Consider the following 19,527-nt stretch of genomic DNA (forward strand, 5'->3'; position numbering starts at 1 on the left):
GAGGGCACCGTGAACTTTGATATGTCGATCGCTGGCGAAATTGTGAGCATCATCGACTACATCAGGAGATCGCACCGCGACCCGCGACACGGCTCGCGCGCGGACCATCTCGGCCCGCTGGGCGTCACGCATCTGCGCGAGGTGCTGAAACGTCTCGAAGCGCTGCGCGTGCGCGTAGCAGACGACGCGAGCGCGGCCGCGCTATCGCATCACAATGGCGAGGTTCATCATGACCAGCAAGACAGTTCGCGAACCTGATGAGCGTATCGGCGACGCTTCGCTTGCGCATTCGGTTATTGCGGCGCGTGCGTGGGACGGTTTCACGATCACGACGGAGGACGGGCGGCCCGCGACATTGGCGGTCGTGGACCCTTCAACGGGACAGGTGATCGAGAGCGGGCCCGATCTGGTCAATGAGGTGTGGGACGTAGCGGTCGAAGCGTACCGGCGCTTTCTGATCGGAGAAAAGGCCCTGCGCGTCATGTCGACCCCGCAGGGCTTTTTTGGGGAGAAGGAAGCGGATTAGGCCGCTTTGCGGACCTGCTTTCTGGGGCGCCGCTTGAGTGCTTCATGCTGAGTGTTGTCGACCGTCTCCTGATCGAGCCGCTCGCCGGTCTTGCGGTCGACACGCAGCACGCGCACGACGTCCCGCCGCGATACGAGGCGCAGTTCGATCAGGTCGTCGTGGGCTAGTCCTACTTCAATGCGTGCGAATGTGTCAGCGACGAGCTGACGCGCCTTGGTGCGCGCGTCATTGTCGAGCAGCCGCACGCCCTCACGCAGCGCCGCCCACACCTCGGCGACGGCAGGCGTCGAATGCTGGTGCAGGCTCGCAAGTTCGTATTCGAGATGACCGACCTCTGCATTCTTTTCCTCGAGTTCGATCGAGAGCTTCGCTATCTGTGCGCGAATAACCTTTGCGCCGGCGGCCTTGCTGTCGAGAGCGCCGACTTCCATGAATGTATCGAGCGCCGCTTGCGCTTTCTCGGCGTCCTGCCGTGTCCGGGTCAGTGCGCTGCCAAGCGCTTCCGCTTTCTCGTTGCCGTCTATGAACAGCGACGCAAGGTTCATCTGGTCGCTGCAGAACTCCATCAGGGCGCGTTCTATCGGGACGATTGAGCACGAACCAGCCCAGCACCGATTGACCGACTTCTGTTCCCCGCTACACTTGAGTCGCCGGTGTCCGTCTTGCGGCAGGCCATCCTCGCGGCGTGAGCGATTCATGATGTTCTGATTGCCCATCGACGAGCCGCAATTCGCGCAGAACGTCAAGCGCATCCCCGTCATGAAACTGATAACCTCGGCTTTGCCAACGCGCCGCCCGCGCTGCTTGCGTATGTGCTGAAGCGCAGTGAACTCGTCTTCCGTCAGGATCGAGGGATAGTAGTTCGGGATTGTATAGGCCGGCGCGTCGCCTACCTTCACGGTTTTCTCCCCAACCAGCGCGCGGTGCTTGACGAGACGCGTCACGCGGGCCACGTTGCTTACGCCCTTTGGCAATGCGATGCCTGTCGCACGCATTCGCTCGAAGATACGCACCGCACCGTTCCCGATCCGGTACAGGTCGAGCAATTTCCGCAACGACGCAACCTGATCGGGAATGTGCTCGAACCGCTTCAGGTCATCGTTCCACCTGACCCACGACGGGTCGTTGCCGACAGAAATAGGCTTTACCCCTTTGCCTGCTGACCACGCGATACACGCGGCATGCGCCGCCTTGCTGACGAGATACGATTTTCTTTCGCTTTCGTTGTGTGCGCGTGTCATGACGGCGAGCGCGGCGTGCAGTATGCCGCCTTGCGTCTCGCGGATGCGTTCCTGGTTGTAGATGCCATCCTGCATGCTGATGATCGTGATGCCGGCCTGCACGATAGTCGCGAACTGTCCGAGCGCATCGAGTTCCTCGGCGCGGCTTAGCCGGTCGAGCGACTCGACGAGCAGCACTTCACCCGGTCGAACCACGCCTTTCTGTATCGCGATCAGGAACGCGCCGAGCGCGCCTTTCTTAACGTGGTCGCCGTTGAACGCTGACAGCCCGTGATCGAACATCGTCAGCTTGTCATCGACCTCGAATCCGTGCTTTTCGGCCCACTCGCGCGCGTAGGTCATCTGCCGGTTGTAGCTGTCGCCGCTTGCCTGCTTTTTGCTCGAAAAGCGGCCGTAGATAAACAGCCGCGGTTTGCCTGCGATCGGCTCCTCAACCGCTTTACGCCTTGCCATGATGCTTTGCTCCGATAAAACGTCTGGAGCTTTCAGTATATATTGCAAAACTTACGTCACTTCGAACAGCGCATAGCCGACGAAGAACACACCCGCGCCGAACGCGAACGCGGCGTTCGAAATGCCCGTGTCGTGCTGCAAGGCCTTTTGTGCAAAGCCGATATTCGCGCGGTCGAGGAACGCGAGCACGTACATCAGTAGCAGGAACGGCAACAGCCGCCGCATGACCTGGCTGACGATGCCGTCGAGGGTGTCGCGGGTTTCGGACGAGGTCCCGTTCATCATGTCTCCGTGTCGCCTTCGTGCGAAGGCGCAAGCGGCATGCGTGTGCCGCCTTCGTTCGTCGCTTTCGCTCTTGATTGCTATCGTTTGGGTGCGACGGGTCTAGTACGTCGCGCGGCCGCCCGACAGATCGAACACGGCGCCCGTGCTGAATGCGCAGTCTTCCGACGCGAGCCACAGGATCAGCGACGCTGCCTCGTCCGGCAGCAGGAAGCGGTTCATTGGAATCTTCGACAGCATGTAGTCGATGTGCTCCTGCTTCATCGAATCGAAGATTTCGGTTTTCGCGGCTGCGGGCGTGACGGCGTTGACGAGGATGTTCTTCGTCGCGAGTTCCTTGCCTAGTGATTTGGTCAGGCCGATCAGCCCTGCTTTCGATGCGCTGTAATGCGATGCGTTCGGATTGCCTTCCTTGCCCGCCACGGAAGCAATATTGACGATGCGCCCGTAACCCTGCTTCAGCATCTGCGGCACGACCGCGCGGCATGCGAGATACGGGCCGATCAGGTTGACGTCGATCACGCGGCGCCACATGTCCGGTTCGAGTTCCCACGTCGTGCCGTTGCCGCCCGTGATGCCGGCGCAGTTGATCAGCACGTCGATCGCGCCGTGGGCGGCGAGCGTCTTGCTGACGGCGGCGTCGATCTCGGCCTCTTTGGTTTGATCGACGGTGACGGCTGCGACCTTGCCGAGTTCGCTTAGCTCTTTCGCGCTGCGTTCGAGCCGCTCGGTGTCGACATCCCAGAGCGCCACGGCCGCGCCCGAGCGTAGCGCGCGCTGCGCTACCGCGTAGCCGATTCCCCGCGCGCCGCCCGTAATGGCGACGACACGGCCCTTCAGATCGATCTGATTCATCGCTGCGCTCCTTGTTTTGCTCCTGATGCGCGGGATGTTGCTCGCGCATTTATTGTTTTTGGGTTTGGGTTTGGGTTGGTGTTCGGTCACGGACCCTCGGTGTACGGAATATAAATCGGGGGTGATACGGGAACAATTCGAGTGTTGGATGGGGTGATAACAAAAGTGAATCGGGGAGGGGCCGTGCGGCGCATCGGTTGTTGGTCGGGGTTTTGGGTTTTTTTCCGGCATTCCGCGTTGGCGCCTACGCGGCGCGGTTGGTTTGTTTCTTTTTGCCTTTGCGCTGGTATCCGCGGTTTGCCTTCGCGATTCAGGCGTTGCCGGGCGGTGTTTTGGGTTTTGCGCTGGCATCCGGAGGGCGGTGTTTGCTGTGCCAGCGGTTTGGTTTGCCTGGGTTTTCGCTGGCATCCGCGATTTGTTATCTAGCTTCACGCGTCGCCCCTGTGCGGGGCGGCACCTACTTTTCTTTGCCGCCGCAAAGAAAAGTAGGCAAAAGAAAGCGGCTAACACCGCCAGCCCGTGTTCTTATCCACGGGCCCCCAACGTCCCCACGCTTCACACGACAGTGCCCTGGTCGGTGCTCGTTGCCAACGCTTCGAATGAACGCCTCACCCACTCCAAATACCCGCATACGTGCTAGCGGCAGCGAAGGGTTTGTGCCGCACAGGTGGCAAACTGTGTGTAGGTTGTCGCGGCGTATAGCCTGGCGCTCTTACAGGGTGGAACGCATGCGTTATCGGTCCGGAGTGAGGCGCGTGGAGCACTACGGCCTACACACAGTTTGCCACCTGGGCGGCGGCGGACTCCCTGGCACGGAGTGGTGAAGCGCGGGTGCGTGAAGCGGGTGAGGCGCACCGCAAGAGCGCTGGCAACGAACGTGGGTCACGTGGTTGCCGTGTGAAGCGTAAGAACCTTTGGGGGCCCTCAGGCAAACGCAAGTGCTGGCGGTGTTAGCCGCTTTCTTTTGCCTACTTTTCTTTGCGGCGGCAAAGAAAAGTAGGTGCCGCCCCGCACAGGGGCGACGCGTGAAGCAAGCTAACGCATCGCGGATGCCAGCGAAAACCTAGGCAAACCAAACCGCTGGCACAGCAAACACCGCCCTCCGGATGCCAGCGAAAACCCAGGCAAACCAAACCGCTGGCGCAGCAAACACGGCCCTCCGAATGCCACCGCAAAGGCAAAACCACCAAAACAGACACTGCCCTCAGCCGACACAGTCAGTTGCCATCCGCACATTCCACCATCAATCGCCCACCATGCAACGCTAACCGGACACACCGCGCTCTGCTTTAATAAAAGAGCATTTCAATTGCAGGATCAGCTCGCCGTTCAACCCGATGAGGGAGGAATCGTTCGATGCGGCCCATTTTCATCAGTTACCGGCGCGAGGATACGGAAGGCCAGGCAGGTCGCCTGTTCGAATCGTTGCGCGAAGTGTTCGGCGAACACACGGTCTTCATGGACGTCGCGACGATCGAGCCCGGCGCCGACTTCCGGCGCGCAATCGAGACGAACATCGACAAGTGCGCGGTGCTGCTGGCGCTGATCGGCAAAACCTGGCTCACCGTGACAGACCGGGAAGGCAAACGGCGCCTCGACAATCCGAGCGACTTCGTACGGCTCGAAACGTCGTCGGCGCTCAAGCGCGACGTGACGGTAATACCCGTGCTGGTGCAAGGCGCGACGATGCCGCAGGAAGCCGACCTGCCCGCCGATATCAAGGACCTCGCCTACCGCAATGCCTTCGAGCTGACGCACGCGCGCTGGGACAGCGACATGGAACTGCTGATCAAGACGTTGCGCACGCACGCAGCCGACGAACCGGGCGATAGCGCGCCCACCGACACGCCGCACGCGAAACCCACCCCGAACGCAAACGCTGGCAAAAGTCACACACGCATGTGGACGATTGGCGGCGCGGTCGCGGCGGTCGCGCTGATGGGCGCGGTCGTATCGAAGATGTCGGGGGCCGGACACGAGGCAAAAGCGGACACGACCGTTGTCGCATCGGAGCCCGTTCCAACGGCGACGACGACCACGGCGACGCCCGGCAATCAGGCGGGCAAAGGCGATCAGATGGTGTCGAAGAAGGCTTTGCAGCGGGCCGCGCACGATCGCGGCGCGTGCGTCAGGCCATTCGTCTGGCGCCAGGCGCAACCTCGCGACAAGGTGTGCGTGACGCCCGATACGCAACTGCGCATCCTCGCCGAAAACCGGGCCGCCTCCGACAACCGCACGCCGAACGGCGGCGCGTATGGACCGGACACCTGCAAGCCCGGCTTCGTGTGGCGCGCGGCGTTCGACGGCGACACCGTGTGCGTGACGCCGGAATCGCGGCAGATGACCGCCGACGACAATATGCTCGGCGCTCGGCGAATCGTGCCGTTGCCGCAGTAGCGCGTCGCGTTTCCTCAAGCGCAAAAAAAGCCCCGGATTCTTGCGAATCCGGGGCCAATCCCATGTCAAGGAGTTCTCATGGAGGAGACGGTTTCATCTTAACGCCCGCCCGTCCCCCTTCCAACGAAGCCTTTTGCACAAGCAATCCACGCCGCCGCGCGCAGCCGATAACCCTTCCGCCGTTATATCGTTAGAACAAAAAGTCGTTTCCTGCTGGTACGATCGGTCACTAACATGGCGGTTCAGGTCCAGAGGCCCGTTCGCATGGGACACGCCAAACGTGTCGAACATGCACCCGGCCGGCCGCCACTGCAGCAAGGAGCTTGAAGTTGACCCGTTTCGACCAGAACCGCCGCCCGCTCGTGATCGGCATCGGCGGCACCACGCGCGCTGCATCGTCTACTGAACGCGCGCTCGGCTTCGCGCTGCGCGGCGCGGAACAGGCGGGCGCACGCACGCGTCTGTTTGGCGGCACGTTCCTGCACAGCCTGCCGCACTATGCGCCCGAAAGCACCCAACGCACCGCCGAACAGATCGAATTGATCGAGGCCGTCCGTCACGCCGACGCCCTCATCATCGCGACACCCGGCTATCACGGCGGCGTGTCGGGCCTCGTGAAAAATGCGCTCGACACGCTCGAAGAACTGCGTGCCGACGAGCGCCCATACCTCGACGGCCGCGCGGTCGGCTGCATCGTCACCGCATATGGGTGGCAGGCGGCGGGCTCGGTGCTGACGTCGCTGCGCTCCATCGTGCATGCGTTGCGCGGCTGGCCGACGCCGTTCGGCGCAGGCATCAACACGCTCGAAACACGTTTCGAATCCGCCGACACCTGCTCCGATCCGAAGGTGGTCGAACAGCTGTCGATAGTCGGCCAGCAGGCCTCGCAGTTCGCGCTCGCGTTCCGCTCGCATCACGCCTCACATCACGCGGACGGCGCATCCGCGGCGTCCGCAACTTCGGCGACTGACGCCGACGAAACGCGACACAAGCGCGTTCTCGCACTGGCGACCTGATTCGCCGCTTCCGCTTGCGCAATGCCACGTGCCGCCTCGAAGCGGCGCGTGTCATTGCGAATACGCGCTAACGCCTCTTCACTGCTCACGCCGCGCCATCACACTGTGCAGCCGCAGCGCCTCGCTGCGTGCGCTGGCCAACATGCGCCGCAACGCGATCGTGGTCCAAACAACAGACCCGGCTGCCCTCGCCGCCGCATCATCGCGACAACGCACGCGATAACGCCTCATCCAGATCCCCGCAGACCGTTCCCTGGCCGCCCGTGATTTGCTTGCGACGAATGATTGGTTCACGCGCTCCACGGCCCAGCCTACGCTAGTCCCTGCCCGCTTCGATTAACTGATCGCCGTGCTGCGCGCAATCCGTCGCGGGGAGGCGATCGAACATGAAACAGATGAACAGACATATCCGCTACAAGGGCTACGAAGTGGCCCCCGCTGCACAGCGCCTGCCCAACGGGCTCTTCGCTGCGAACCTCACCATCGAGAAAGCCACGGCCGCCAGCGGCGGACACGCCTATTCGTTCGACGCGCTCGACTATTTCTTCGACGAAGAGCACGCGCTTGCGTATGCGTTCCGATGGGGCCGGCTGTGGATCGACAGCCATCAGTAAACACGCAGGTCCATTGCAATTTTTGACGCAATGCAGCGCCTAAAGGCGTGCGGCAGCACGGCGCATGCCCGCTCGACGCCACAAATTAACGGGTTATGACAGAATAGCCGGAATAACTGATCACGTTTCCGCCTGACATGTCAGACACCCTGATAACAGATGCAGAAGCCGCTCACGATCATGCGTTGCGCAACTGGACCTTCGATGGCCACGCACGCATGCGTGTCGGCTCCGACGAGCACAGACAGATGTTCTGCCGGATGCTTCTCGAAACGCATAACCCTTACAAGCCGGCCGTTATCGACTGGCCGCAATTGCAGCCCGATGCGCTGAAGCGCATCACCTCCCTGCCGATCTGGGACATCGCCGTGCAAACGGAAGGCCGCGCGTCGATTCGCGTCGCCACGTACGCCGCCCAGGTGCAGGACCCGCTGATACGCGAAGCAATCGAAATGGACGCGGCTGAAGAAGCGCGTCACAAGCACGTTTTGTCGCGTCTGGTTGCCGCCTATGGCATCGAGCTCGCGCCCGAGCCAGCGTATCCCGCACCGCGCGACGCCGAATGGGCATGGATGTTCACCGGCTACAGCGAGTGCATCGACAGTTTCTTTTCGTTCGGGCTGTTCCGCTCCGCGCAACTGTCGGGCTATTTCCCGGAAGAACTGGTCGAAACCTTCGAACCCGTCATTCAGGAAGAAGCGCGCCACATTCTCTTTTTCGTCAACTGGGTCGCGTGGTATCGCCGCACGATGCCTTGGTGGCGGCGTCCGTGGCACTCGCTGCGCGTCGGCGCGATCTGGATCAAGCTGATCTGGGACCGCGTCGCGATTGCGAAGGGCATCGACTCGAACGGCGTCGCGCACGACTCGAACTTCCTGCCCGCCAACAGCTCGACGATCGGCCAGGCACTCTCGACGCGTCAGCTGATCGAACTCTGTCTCGTGGAAAACGACCAACGGATGGCCGGCTACGACAAACGGCTCGTCCGTCCGACGCTCGTTCCCGCGCTCGCGCGCCTCGCGCTGCGCTTCATACGCAAGTAACCCGCGCAGACAAGCAAGCGCATGAACGTGCCCCGCGCCTGCGCACGCGGGCGCATTCACGACACGTACCAATCGAGGGAGACAGACCACATGCAATGGACCGTCGATGAGCAACTCGCGCTGACGGCAACGCAGGCCGTCGCCGCCATCCAGTCCGGGCGGCTCGACGCGCTCGACTATGTCGCGACCCTGCTCGCGCGCGCCGCCGCGCTCGACACGCTCAACGCGTTCACCGCGATCGACATGGAAGGCGCGCTTACCGCCGCGAAACGCATCGACGCGCTCCCGCCCGACGAAAAAGCCCGGCTCCCGCTCGCGGGCCTGCCCGTCGTCATCAAGGACAACATCAACACCGCGGGTCTGCTGACCTCGGCGGGCACGCCCGCGCTCGACGGCTTCAAGCCGAAAACCGACGCGCCCTCCGTGCGCAAGCTGATCGACGCGGGCGCGATCGTGCTCGGCAAGACCAACATGCACGAACTGGCGTTCGGCATCACGAGTGCGAATCTGGCCCCGCATGCGGGCGTCGTGCGCAATCCGTACGACCCGTCGCTGATCGCGGGCGGCTCGTCGGGCGGCACGGCCGTCGCCATCGCCGCGCGCGTCTCGCCCGCCGGACTCGGCAGCGACACGGGCGGCTCGACGCGCATTCCCGCCGCACTCACGGGGATTGCGGGCTTTCGGCCTTCCGTGGGCAACGGCGGCGCCGAGCGCCGCTATCACGACCCGCAGGCCGTCGTGCCGATCAGCCACACGCGCGATACCGTCGGCCCGATGGCGCGCACGGTCGCGGACGTCGCGCTGCTCGACGGTGTGATTACGGGCGACACCGCGCTGCCCGACGTGCCACTGCCGGCGCTGCGCATCGGCTTGCCCGAGCCGCTGTGGGCCGAGCTTGAGCGAGCGACGGAAGATGTGGCGCGCGCCGCGCTGCAGAGACTCGAAGCGGCGGGCATCACGTTCGTGCCCGTCGCGATGCCCGACCTGCTGCAGCTGAACGAGCAGACGGGCGGCCCGATCGCGATCCACGAGGCGCTCGACGACGTTCGCGACTACCTCGTCGCGAACGATGCGCCCGTCCAGACGGTAGGCGAGCTGGCAGCGCACATCGCCAGCCCTGATGTGCGCAACATCTACGACGTCGTGCTGGCAGGCGCGCTGGCCCAGCACTATCCGGACGCGATGAATACGTGGCGTCCGCAATTGCAGCGGCACTATGCGGACACGTTCGCGGCCGAGCGCCTCGACGCGCTGCTCTTTCCGACCACGCGCCTCGTCGCCGTGCCGATCGACGAAGTGAACGGCTCGTCCGTCGTGTCGATCGACGGCGCGCCTGCCATCGACGAGATGACCGCCTATCTGCGCAATACCGATCCCGCCAGCAACGCCGGCATTCCGGGCCTCTCGCTGCCCGCGGGCCTGACGCAGGACGGCTTGCCCGTGGGCATCGAACTGGATGGACCGCTTGGCAGCGACCGCCGGCTGCTCGCCATCGGCATCGCGTTCGAAGCGCTGCTCGGCACGGTCCCCGCTCCGACTATCTGACACCTCATGACCCGACCACGCATCAGGCACCTCGCGGCGCTTGCCGTCGCGCTGTGGACGTCCGGCTGTGCCCTCATCGCCGCCGCTGATCCCAACGCACTCTGGAACATCGTCGACCATCAGTGCGTCCCCGCCGCGCGCGCGTCGGGCGGCGCGGGTTTCTGCACGGCCGTCAATCTGCCCGGACACTACGCGATCCTCAAGGACATCAACGGCAACACGCAATATTTGCTGATTCCGACGGACCGCGTGACGGGCATCGAAAGCCCGAGCGTGCTCGCCGCCGATGCGCCGGACTACTGGGCCGACGCGTGGGCCGCGCGGCAGTACGTCGGCTCGCGCATCGGCCTGACGTTCCCGCCCGATCAACTCGGCCTCGAGATCAACTCGCAGTTCCGCCGCACGCAGAACCAGCTGCATATTCATATGGACTGCATGCAGGACGACATCATCAAGGACCTCGCGCGCTTTCGCACCATCGAGCCGGGCCAGTGGCACTGGACGAAGCTCGACGGCAGCGCGTACCGCGTGATGCGCGTGCTGTCGCTGACGGGGGAAAACGACCCGTTCCGCATCGTCGCGCGCGACCGGCAAGGCAGCGACGTGATGGCGCAGCAGACCATCCTCGTGACAGGCGCCGGACCGAAAGACAGCGACGGTTGGCTCGTCGTCAACAGCGGCCTCGAACTCGACGACGGCAGCGGCACAGCGGAAGGCATGCTCGATCACGCGTGCAGAATCGGCATGCATCAGTAAAAGCGCTGAGCATTTGTTCAATTCGCACGCGTAACAGGCGCCAAATCCGCTTTACTCACAAGCTTTGCCGAACAAATTGGTTCGGCGGCGGCGGACGCGCCTTTAGGATCGGTGAACTGCAATACGACCGATCCGCCGATGTCTTTCTATCTCGACGACGCACAACGCCACACGCTCACGCAGCGTCGCAACAGCTTCACATGGCGCACCGAATGGCCGACGTGGCTTCTGATCGGCGCGATCTACGGCGGATGGTTTTTCATCGCGAGTCACGCGCGTGGCTTTGGTCTGAGCATTGCGATTCCGCTGCTCGCCGTGTTTAGCGCGTGGTACATGTCGCTTCAGCATGAGCTGCTGCACGGGCATCCGACGCGCTCGCCGTTCGTCAATGGGCTGATCGGGTTTGCGCCGCTCGCCGTGTGGTTTCCGTATCGCGTGTATCGGGATCTGCATTTGCAGCATCACGATGATCCGCATCTGACGCATCCCGAAGTTGATCCTGAAAGTTATTTCGTTAGTCGTGAGGCTTGGCGGCAGGCGGGCGTGCTGACGCGTGTGCTGCTGATTGCGCGGAATACTTTTGTGGGGCGGCTGCTGCTCGGGCCGGCGTTTTCGATTGCGGCGACTTCGACGCAGGCATTGCGGAAGGTTGCGCGGGGTGATTGGGCTGATGTGCCTGCGTGGGTCGCGCATTTTGTGGCGCTTGCCGGGTTGGTTGTTTGGCTTGATCGTCAGTGTGGGATTGCGCCTTGGATGTTCGTTGCAGGGGTGGGGTATCCGGCGCTGGCGTTGAGTTCTGTGCGTTCGTTTCAGGAGCATCGCAATGCGGATTTGCATGAGCATCGGTCAGTGATCAATGAGGCTGCCTGGTTCTGGCGTTTGCTGTTTCTGAACAATAACTATCACCTCGTGCATCACGACTTGCCGCATGTGCCGTGGTTTGCTTTACGCAAGGTTTATGTCGCGTCTCGTGTGCAGTATGTCCAACGGTCTGGCGGGTTTCTGGTTAAGGGCTATGGCGAATGGGCCAGGCAGTATGCGTTTGCTGTGGCCTTGCGGCCTGTGCATGGGGATTTGTCTCGCGGTGCGCGGTTTGGTCGGCCGGCTGCTGCGGCTGCGTTTGACACGTTTTCAGGTGGGTTGCAAGCGCCGTTGCGGGTGACCAGTACGACGCCGGTTGCCAGGCGTGAGGCTCGCGGATCCGCTAATGGCGAACGTGATGCCCCGAGGCACGGTCGATATGAGTCGAGATCGTGATTTTGTTTGGCTTTGTTTTCGCTGGCATCCGAGTTTTGCCTTCGTGGCGCGGTTGGTTTGGTTTTATGGGGTTTTCGCTGGCATCCGCGATGCGTTAGCTTGCTTCACGCGTCGCCCCTGTGCGGGGCGGCACCTACTTTTCTTTGCCGCCGCAAAGAAAAGTAGGCAAAAGAAAGCGGCTAACACCGCCAACATTTCTTCTTGCCTGAGGGCCCCCAACCGGTCTTACGCTTCACACGGCAATCACGTGACCCATACTCGTTGCCAACGCTCTTGCGCTGCGCCTCACCCGCTTCATATGTCCGCGTTGCAGCACGCCTTGCCAGACAGTCCACGGCCGCCCAGGTGGCAAACTGTGTGTAGGCCCCTTGTGCTCCATACGCATCACTTCGGACCGATAGCGCATGCGTCCCACCCTGTAAGAGCGCTACCCTGTACGACGCGACAACCTACACACAGTTTGCCACCTGGGCGGCACATACCGTTCGCTGCCGTGAGTCCATGTATGGGTGTTTGAAGCGGGTGAGACGCACATTCAAAGCGTTGGCAACGCACGCAAACAGAAAGGCTGCCGTGTGAAGCGTAAGACCCTGTGGGGGCCCTCAGGCAAACACAAGAACTGGCGGTGTGAGCCGCTTTCTTTTGCCTACTTTTCTTTGCGGCGGCAAAGAAAAGTAGGTGCCGCCCCGCACAGGGGCGACGCGTGAAGCACGCTTACAAAACGCGGATGCCAGCACAAACCCAGGCAAACCAAACCAACCGCGCCACGAAGGCCAAATCGCGAATGCCAGCGCAATGGCAAAAAAACCACCACATTGAATTGACCGAATAAACCGGAACCTCGGCGTTTCCATACGCCCACAACCCGTCACAATCAACCGCATATCGGGCAGCCTTGCACGCGAGGAGAATGCGATCCATGGACTGGAAGAACCTTCTAATCGAATCGCCCGTCTGGCTGATGGCCCGCGTCCATCCGCCACGTTTCGACCCGCGTCGCGACACTCCACGCGAAATTCTCGTGCTCCGGCCCAACGATTTCGGCGAACTGCTCACCACCACCCCGCTCTTCGAATCGCTGCGCAAGCAGTTTCCGTCGACGCGCCTGATCGCCGGTATCGGCAGTTGGGGCCGCCCCATCCTGGAGAACAATCCGTATATCGACGAAATCGTCGAACTCGACGCGCCCTGGAACAACAAGATCGTCGCGGACCGGTCGCACAAGAACGTCTTGCGCTTCCTGTGGAAGTCCCCGCAGATCGCCGCGCTGCGCGCCCGTGGCGGCTTCGACGTCGCGATCGACGTGCTAGGCAGCTACATGGGCGCGCTGCTGATGATGCGGCTCGGCGCGCGCTACCGCATCGGCGTGCGCGGCTATCGCGGCGGCTGGAGCGGCTGTCAGGCGCACGTCGTCTACGCGCGACGCCAGGCCGGACGCGCCGCGCTCGCGCAAGGCGAATTGCTCGGCGCAACAGCGTTGCCCGAAGTGCGGCCGCAACTATTTCTGACCACCGACGAACGCGCACGCGCCACGCAACTCTGGATGACAAGCCCGCCAGCAGGTCGGCCCACCGTGCGCATCGTCGCCGGCGTCGGTGCCGGCGTGCCCACCAAGGCATGGCCCGCGCGCGAAGTCGGCGCGGCACTCGCGCAAATCGCCCAGGCGCTGGAACAGCAAGGCCACGCGTGCGAAGTCGTGATCGTCGGCAGCGCGGCGGATCAGGCCCGCGCGGCCGAGGCCATCGCCGCAGCCGGTCCGGGCGTGTCCGTTCGCTCCGTCGCGGGCGAGGCCCCGATGCGCCTCATGTTCGCGATCGTCGAGCAGGCGGACGTCGTGCTGACGAACTCGACGATGCTGATGCACGTGGCGGCTGCGTTCCGCCGTCCAACGGTCGCCGTCCTCGGCGGCAGCATCACGAAACCCGATGTACACGACGCGATATGGGGTTATCCGCCACCCTATCTGAGCGTCACGCCCGAGAAGTCCGTCGACGGTCAGCGGCTGAAGGATTGGCCGGAGGTCGGGCGCGTCGTGCAAGCGGTGTTGCAGTCCGTCGCCACGGTGGACGCGCCGCGCACGAGCCTCGACGCCGCGGCCTGACGGCGCGAGCGCTGTTTCGTCGACGATGCCGCTCAGCGTCGTCCACGCCGTCACGATGGGCTCAACAAGGTGATCGCGTGACGACCCACGCAGCCCGCAGACCGATCCGCGTTTAGAATCGTCTGCATGAACCAGATCGCTGCCCTGCCGATGTACAACGTCTCGCCCGCGCTCGCTGCCGACTGGCATGCGCTGCTCGCGGACGTGCTGCGCCATGTCGATCCTCGCGCCGTGATCGTCGAACCGGACGATCTGCACGCGTTCTGGCGACGCCCCGACTTGCTGCTGTCGCAGACCTGCGGTTATCCGTACGTGCTCGGGTTGCACGAGCATGTGCAATTGATCGCGACGCCGCGCTTCGATGCGCCCGGCTGCGAGGGCGCGAACTATTCGAGCGTGCTCGTCACGCGTGACGACGCCCCGTTCGACTCGATCGAAGCCTTTCGCGGCGCGCGCGCCGCCTTCAACTCCACCGATTCGAACAGCGGCTATAACGCATTGCGCCACACAGTTGCGCCGCATGCGAAGAACGGCAGGTTCTTCGGCGCAACGCTGGAGACGGGATCGCATATCGGCTCGCTGCGCGCGATTGCCGAAGATCGCGCGGACCTTGCCGCGATCGACTGCGTCACGATGGCCTTCGCGCGCGACGCGTATCCCGAACTGACGGGCAGCTTTCGCGAAATCGGCTACACGCGCTCATCGCCGGGACTGCCGTTGATCGCGTCGACGCATGTCGCGCCTGAACAGGCCGACGCACTGCGCGACGCGCTCGACGAAGCCGTCACATCGCAACCCGAGCGCGCGCAACGACTCAAGCTCAAAGGCTTTTCGCGCTTGCCGCCCGAAGCATACGAAAGCATCCGTCAAATGGAAAACGAGGCGCGCGTAGCGAACTACGCGCGCCTCGCATGACGCTTTTTCTAAAACCAGCGCCTTATTCGACGTCCAGCACCAACAGCTGCGCACCATCGGTGACCTGATCGCCGACTGCGTACAGCACCTCCGCCACCTTGCCCGCCGTGGGCGAGCCGATCGTGTGCTCCATCTTCATCGCTTCCATCACGATGAGCGGCTGCCCCTTCTCCACCACTGCACCCTGTTCGACCAGCACCGCGATCACCTTGCCCGGCATCGGCGCCGTGAGACGCCCTTCGCCATGCTCGGCATCGGCTGCATGCGCGAGCAGGTTCTGCCATTCGAAGGCCAGCGCGTCGCCGCGGCAGAACACATGGAACGTATCGCCGTCGATAAACACACGGCCCGTCACATGCGCATCGCCGATCGTCGCGCCATATTCATGCTGGCCGGCGCCCGTCCACCACTTGAACGGCTCGGTGTGGCCATCGTGCGTGAGGGTCCGCGTATCGCCGTCGCGCGAGAAAACCACCGCAAACGCAGCCTCTTTCTCGGCGTCGCGCCAGTTGAGCGTCTGCGTATAACCGCCGTTCAGGCGCCAGTGCGATAGCGCATCCCACGGCGACGCGCCGTGCGCGACACCGCCTTCTCGCGTCAATAGCGCGCCGCATGCAAGCGCCAGCGCTTCGAGGTACGGCTTCTTCACAGGCGCGAACAACGCATCGTGATGACGCTCGATCAACCCCGTATCGAGATCGCCCGTCGAAAACGGCACGCTCGCGACGATACGCTGCAAGAATTCGACGTTCGTATGCGGGCCGACCACCTCGCAGCCGCGCAGCGCCTGGCTCATACGCTTCAGCGCTTCTTCACGGCTTGCGCCATGCACGATCAGCTTAGCGATCATCGGATCGTAGAACGGCGTGATCGTATCGCCCTCGCGCACGCCGCTGTCGATACGCACGGGCGCGCGCTCGCCGCCCGCGCCAAGCGAAAACTCCACGCCTTCCGGCATGCGCAGATGCTTCAACGTACCCGTCGACGGCAGGAAGCCGCGCGCCGGATGCTCGGCGTAGATGCGCGCCTCGATCGCATGGCCTTCGACTCTCAGTTGATCTTGCGCGAGCGGCAGCGGCTCGCCCGCCGCGACACGCAACTGCCATTCGACGAGATCGAGCCCCGTCACCATCTCTGTCACAGGGTGCTCGACCTGCAGACGCGTGTTCATCTCCATGAAGTAGAACTCGCCGCCTTCCGTCATGATGAACTCGACCGTGCCCGCGCCGACGTAGTTCACCGCGCGCGCCGCCGCCACAGCGGCCTCGCCCATCGCGCGCCTCACATGCGGCTGCAAGCCAGGCGCAGGCGCTTCTTCGAGTACTTTCTGATGACGGCGCTGCACCGAGCAGTCGCGGTCGAACAGATAGACGGCACCGCCGTGCTTGTCGGCGAACACCTGCACTTCGACGTGACGCGGACGCGTCAGATACTTTTCAATCAGTACGCGATCGTTGCCGAAGCTGCTCGCGGCCTCGCGCTTGCACGACGCCAGCGCGGCGTCGAATTCCTCAGTGCGCGTCACCACACGCATGCCCTTGCCGCCGCCGCCCGCGCTCGCCTTCAGCAGCACGGGATAGCCGATCTCATCGGCCTGGCGATGCAGCAGATCGGCGTTCTGATCGTCGCCGTGATAACCCGGCACGAGCGGCACGGCGGCCGAATGCATCAGCGCCTTCGCAGCGGCCTTCGAACCCATCGCGGCAATCGCCTCGACAGGCGGCCCGATGAACGCGATGCCCGCCTTCTCGCAAGCGTGCGCGAAGTCTTCGTTCTCCGACAAAAAGCCGTAGCCGGGATGCACGGCCTGCGCGCCCGTCGCGATGGCCGCCTCGATGATGCGTTCGACGCGCAGATAGCTTTCCGCCGCCGTCGAGCCGCCGATATGCACGGCTTCGTCGCACGCGGCGACATGCTTTGCGTTCGCGTCGGCGTCGGAATAGACCGCGACGCTCGTGATGCCGAGCCGCTTGCAGGTCGCGGCGACGCGGCAGGCAATTTCGCCCCGGTTCGCAATCAGGATCTTGTTGAACATGAGGTGTCTCGATGGGTGTTGTTCTGTGCCGTGGCGACGTTCAAAGCGCGCGGTTAAACCCGCCAAGAAGGCGAGCGCTTCTCTAGAAACGACGCGACGCCTTCGCGCCCTTCCGCGCCCGCGCGCGTCTTCGCGATGCGCGCGGCAGTATCTTCAATCAACGCCGCGCTGATTTCGCGGCCCGCGATGTCGTGTACGAGCTGCTTGCACGCCTTCACTGCTTGCGGACCGTTAGCGCATAGCGTAGCCGCGAGTTGCTGCACGGTTTCGTCTAGCTTGTCAGCGCTCACGCTTTCGGCGACGAAGCCCAGGCGATGGGCCGTCGCGCAATCGAATGCTTCAGCCGTCATGAAGTAACGGCGCGATGCCTGCTCGCCGAGCGCACGGATCACGTACGGCGCGATCGTCGCGGGAATCAGGCCGAGGCGCGCTTCGGACAGGCAGAACTTCGCGCTATCCACGGCGACGACGATATCGCACGCCGAGATCAGGCCCATGCCGCCCGCGTAAGCGTCGCCGTTCACACGTGCGATCACCGGCTTGTTGCAGCGATAGATCGACGCGAGCATGTCGGCAAGACGCATTGCGTCGGCGCGGTTCTCGTCGTCCGAGTAACCGGCCATCTTCTTCATCCAGTTCAGGTCCGCGCCCGCGCAGAACGCCTTGCCGCTCGCCGCGAGCACGACGGCGCGCACGTCATCGCGCTCATTCAGCGCGCGAAACGCCGACGTGAGTTCCGCGATCATCGCTTCGTTGAACGCGTTGCGTACGTCCGGTCGATTGAGCGTGACGGTGGTGACCTGCTGGTCAAACGCAACGGTCAGGTTCTCGTATTGCATGGTCGAAGCTCCTTTCGCTGCGCCGCCGTTACATGCGGAACACGCCGAAGCGCGTGTCTTCGATCGGCGCGTTCATCGCCGCTGACAAACCGAGGCCCAATACGTCGCGCGTCTGCGCAGGATCGATCACGCCGTCATCCCACAAGCGGGCGCTCGCGTAATACGGATGACCTTGATGCTCGTACTGCTCGCGGATCGGCTGCTTGAACGCTTCTTCCTGCTCGGCCGTCCACGTGCCGCCCTTGCCTTCGATACCGTCGCGCTTGACGGTGGCGAGCACGGAAGCCGCCTGCTCGCCGCCCATCACCGAGATGCGCGCGTTCGGCCACATCCACAGGAAGCGCGGCGAATACGCGCGGCCACACATGCCGTAATTGCCCGCACCGAACGAGCCGCCGATGATCACCGTGAACTTCGGCACCTTCGCAGTGGCGACGGCCGTCACCATCTTCGCGCCGTTGCGCGCGATGCCTTCGTTCTCGTACTTGCGGCCCACCATGAAGCCCGTGATGTTCTGCAGGAAAACGAGGGGTATCTTGCGCTGCGCGCACAGTTCGATGAAGTGCGCGCCCTTCAACGCCGACTCGGAAAACAGAATGCCGTTGTTCGCGACGATGCCGACGGGATGACCCCAGATGTGCGCGAAGCCGCACACGAGCGTCGTGCCGTAGCGCGCCTTGAATTCATCGAACGCGGAATCGTCGACGATACGCGCGATCACTTCGCGGATATCGAAGGGCTTGCGCGTATCGACGGGAATCACGCCGTAGATGCTCTTCACGTCGTAGCGCGGCGGCTTCGGTTCCTGCATCGTGACGGGCACGTCCTTGCGCCGGTTCAGATTGCCGACGATGCTGCGCGCAATCGCCAGCGCGTGCGCATCGTTTTGCGCGAGATGATCGACGACACCCGACAGACGCGTATGCACGTCGCCGCCGCCCAGATCTTCCGCGCTGACCTCTTCGCCCGTCGCCGCTTTAACCAGAGGCGGGCCGCCCAGAAAAATCGTGCCTTGATTCTTGACGATGATCGACTCGTCGCTCATCGCGGGCACATAGGCGCCGCCCGCCGTGCATGAACCCATCACGACGGCGATCTGCGGAATGCCTTGCGCCGACAGGTTCGCCTGGTTGTAGAAGATGCGGCCGAAGTGATCGCGATCGGGGAACACCTCGTCCTGGTTCGGCAGGTTCGCGCCGCCCGAATCGACGAGATACACGCAAGGCAAGTGGTTTTCTTCGGCGATTTCCTGCGCGCGCACGTGCTTCTTCACGGTCACCGGGTAGTAGGTGCCGCCCTTCACCGTCGCGTCGTTGCAGACGATCACGCACTCCTGACCCGCAATGCGCCCGATGCCCGTAATCACGCCCGCGCCCGGCGCGTCGTCGTGATACATGCCGAATGCCGCGAGTTGCGACAGTTCGAGAAACGGCGTGCCGGGGTCGAGCAGTTGGGCGATGCGATCGCGCGGCAGCAGCTTGCCGCGCGACACGTGCTTGTCGCGCGCGGCGGGACCGCCGCCCAGCGCGAGCTTGCTGATCTTCGCCTTCAGGTCTTCGACGAGCGCTTCGAGCGCGGCCGTGTTGGTGCGGAAATCGTCGGAGCGCGGGTTCAGCTTAGATTCGATGATCGGCATGTGATATCTCGAAGAG

16 protein-coding genes and 1 pseudogene are annotated in these 19,527 nt (G+C 63.3%); 11 read left to right on the top strand and 6 right to left on the bottom strand.

Going from position 1 to position 19,527, the window contains the following annotated elements; all coding sequences use genetic code 11:
- The first annotated feature begins 9 nt into the window (after positions 1-9).
- The gene (locus tag C2L65_RS25425) at positions 10-258 is read left to right on the top strand and encodes a hypothetical protein (RefSeq protein WP_156132356.1); all 249 of its coding nucleotides are present in this window, start codon (positions 10-12) and stop codon (positions 256-258) included.
- Entirely contained in the window at positions 230-526 is a 297-nt protein-coding gene (locus C2L65_RS25430; protein ID WP_042312313.1) for a hypothetical protein, read from the top strand. Before C2L65_RS25425 ends, C2L65_RS25430 begins: the two co-directional genes overlap by 29 nt.
- On the opposite strand, the gene C2L65_RS25435 is transcribed toward C2L65_RS25430, so the two are convergent.
- The 3 genes and pseudogenes from C2L65_RS25435 to C2L65_RS25445 form a co-directional block, all read right to left on the bottom strand.
- Positions 523-2,220 carry a recombinase family protein gene (locus C2L65_RS25435; RefSeq protein ID WP_052426950.1) on the bottom strand — a complete coding sequence of 566 codons (1,698 nt, stop codon included), beginning with the start codon at positions 2,218-2,220 and terminating at the stop codon, positions 523-525. The two genes, C2L65_RS25430 and C2L65_RS25435, sit on opposite strands and share 4 nt — an antisense overlap.
- 57 nt (positions 2,221-2,277) lie before the next feature.
- Positions 2,278-2,505: pseudogene (locus C2L65_RS25440) on the bottom strand (MFS transporter); the annotation flags it as partial.
- A 99-nt stretch (positions 2,506-2,604) separates the two neighbouring features.
- On the bottom strand, positions 2,605-3,357 hold the full coding sequence (locus C2L65_RS25445; protein ID WP_042312309.1) for an SDR family NAD(P)-dependent oxidoreductase: 753 nt from the start codon (positions 3,355-3,357) through the stop codon (positions 2,605-2,607).
- A gap of 1,356 nt (positions 3,358-4,713) precedes the next feature.
- On the opposite strand from C2L65_RS25445, the gene C2L65_RS25450 reads away from it, so the two are divergent.
- The 9 genes from C2L65_RS25450 (at position 4,714) to C2L65_RS25495 (ending at position 15,001) form a co-directional block, all read left to right on the top strand.
- Positions 4,714-5,754 carry a toll/interleukin-1 receptor domain-containing protein gene (locus C2L65_RS25450; protein WP_042315200.1) on the top strand — a complete coding sequence of 347 codons (1,041 nt, stop codon included), beginning with the start codon at positions 4,714-4,716 and terminating at the stop codon, positions 5,752-5,754.
- Positions 5,755-6,083: 329 nt separating this feature from the next.
- Positions 6,084-6,770, top strand: a complete 687-nt coding sequence (locus tag C2L65_RS25455; RefSeq protein WP_042315205.1) for an NADPH-dependent FMN reductase — start codon at positions 6,084-6,086, stop codon at positions 6,768-6,770.
- A gap of 395 nt (positions 6,771-7,165) precedes the next feature.
- The gene (locus tag C2L65_RS25460; protein ID WP_009769690.1) at positions 7,166-7,384 is read left to right on the top strand and encodes a hypothetical protein; all 219 of its coding nucleotides are present in this window, start codon (positions 7,166-7,168) and stop codon (positions 7,382-7,384) included.
- Between the two features lie 137 nt (positions 7,385-7,521).
- Positions 7,522-8,427 (top strand): aminomethyltransferase, encoded by a 906-nt coding sequence (locus C2L65_RS25465; RefSeq protein ID WP_042315199.1) that lies wholly within the window; start codon positions 7,522-7,524, stop codon positions 8,425-8,427.
- A 90-nt stretch (positions 8,428-8,517) separates the two neighbouring features.
- Positions 8,518-9,972: an indoleacetamide hydrolase gene (iaaH, locus tag C2L65_RS25470; RefSeq protein WP_042315198.1), complete on the top strand. Its 1,455-nt coding sequence runs from the start codon at positions 8,518-8,520 to the stop codon at positions 9,970-9,972.
- A gap of 6 nt (positions 9,973-9,978) precedes the next feature.
- Positions 9,979-10,728, top strand: coding sequence for a CDP-diacylglycerol diphosphatase (locus C2L65_RS25475; RefSeq protein ID WP_042315196.1), 750 nt, complete (start codon positions 9,979-9,981; stop codon positions 10,726-10,728).
- Between the two features lie 138 nt (positions 10,729-10,866).
- Positions 10,867-11,985, top strand: coding sequence for a fatty acid desaturase (locus C2L65_RS25480; protein WP_042315203.1), 1,119 nt, complete (start codon positions 10,867-10,869; stop codon positions 11,983-11,985).
- Between the two features lie 919 nt (positions 11,986-12,904).
- On the top strand, positions 12,905-14,086 hold the full coding sequence (locus C2L65_RS25490) for a glycosyltransferase family 9 protein (RefSeq protein ID WP_042315192.1): 1,182 nt from the start codon (positions 12,905-12,907) through the stop codon (positions 14,084-14,086).
- A gap of 126 nt (positions 14,087-14,212) precedes the next feature.
- Positions 14,213-15,001, top strand: coding sequence for a phosphate/phosphite/phosphonate ABC transporter substrate-binding protein (locus C2L65_RS25495; protein WP_042315190.1), 789 nt, complete (start codon positions 14,213-14,215; stop codon positions 14,999-15,001).
- A gap of 22 nt (positions 15,002-15,023) precedes the next feature.
- Here the strand turns inward: C2L65_RS25495 and C2L65_RS25500 are convergent, their stop codons facing one another.
- The 3 genes from C2L65_RS25500 to C2L65_RS25510 are packed head-to-tail and all read right to left on the bottom strand — an operon-like array spanning position 15,024 to position 19,511.
- Entirely contained in the window at positions 15,024-17,036 is a 2,013-nt protein-coding gene (locus C2L65_RS25500) for an acetyl/propionyl/methylcrotonyl-CoA carboxylase subunit alpha (protein ID WP_042315188.1), read from the bottom strand.
- A 53-nt stretch (positions 17,037-17,089) separates the two neighbouring features.
- Positions 17,090-17,875, bottom strand: a complete 786-nt coding sequence (locus C2L65_RS25505; protein WP_042315187.1) for an enoyl-CoA hydratase/isomerase family protein — start codon at positions 17,873-17,875, stop codon at positions 17,090-17,092.
- Between the two features lie 28 nt (positions 17,876-17,903).
- Entirely contained in the window at positions 17,904-19,511 is a 1,608-nt protein-coding gene (locus tag C2L65_RS25510) for a carboxyl transferase domain-containing protein (protein WP_042315186.1), read from the bottom strand.
- Positions 19,512-19,527: the final 16 nt, after the last annotated feature.

This window comes from Paraburkholderia terrae, from assembly GCF_002902925.1.
Classification (GTDB): Bacteria; Pseudomonadota; Gammaproteobacteria; order Burkholderiales; family Burkholderiaceae; genus Paraburkholderia; species Paraburkholderia terrae.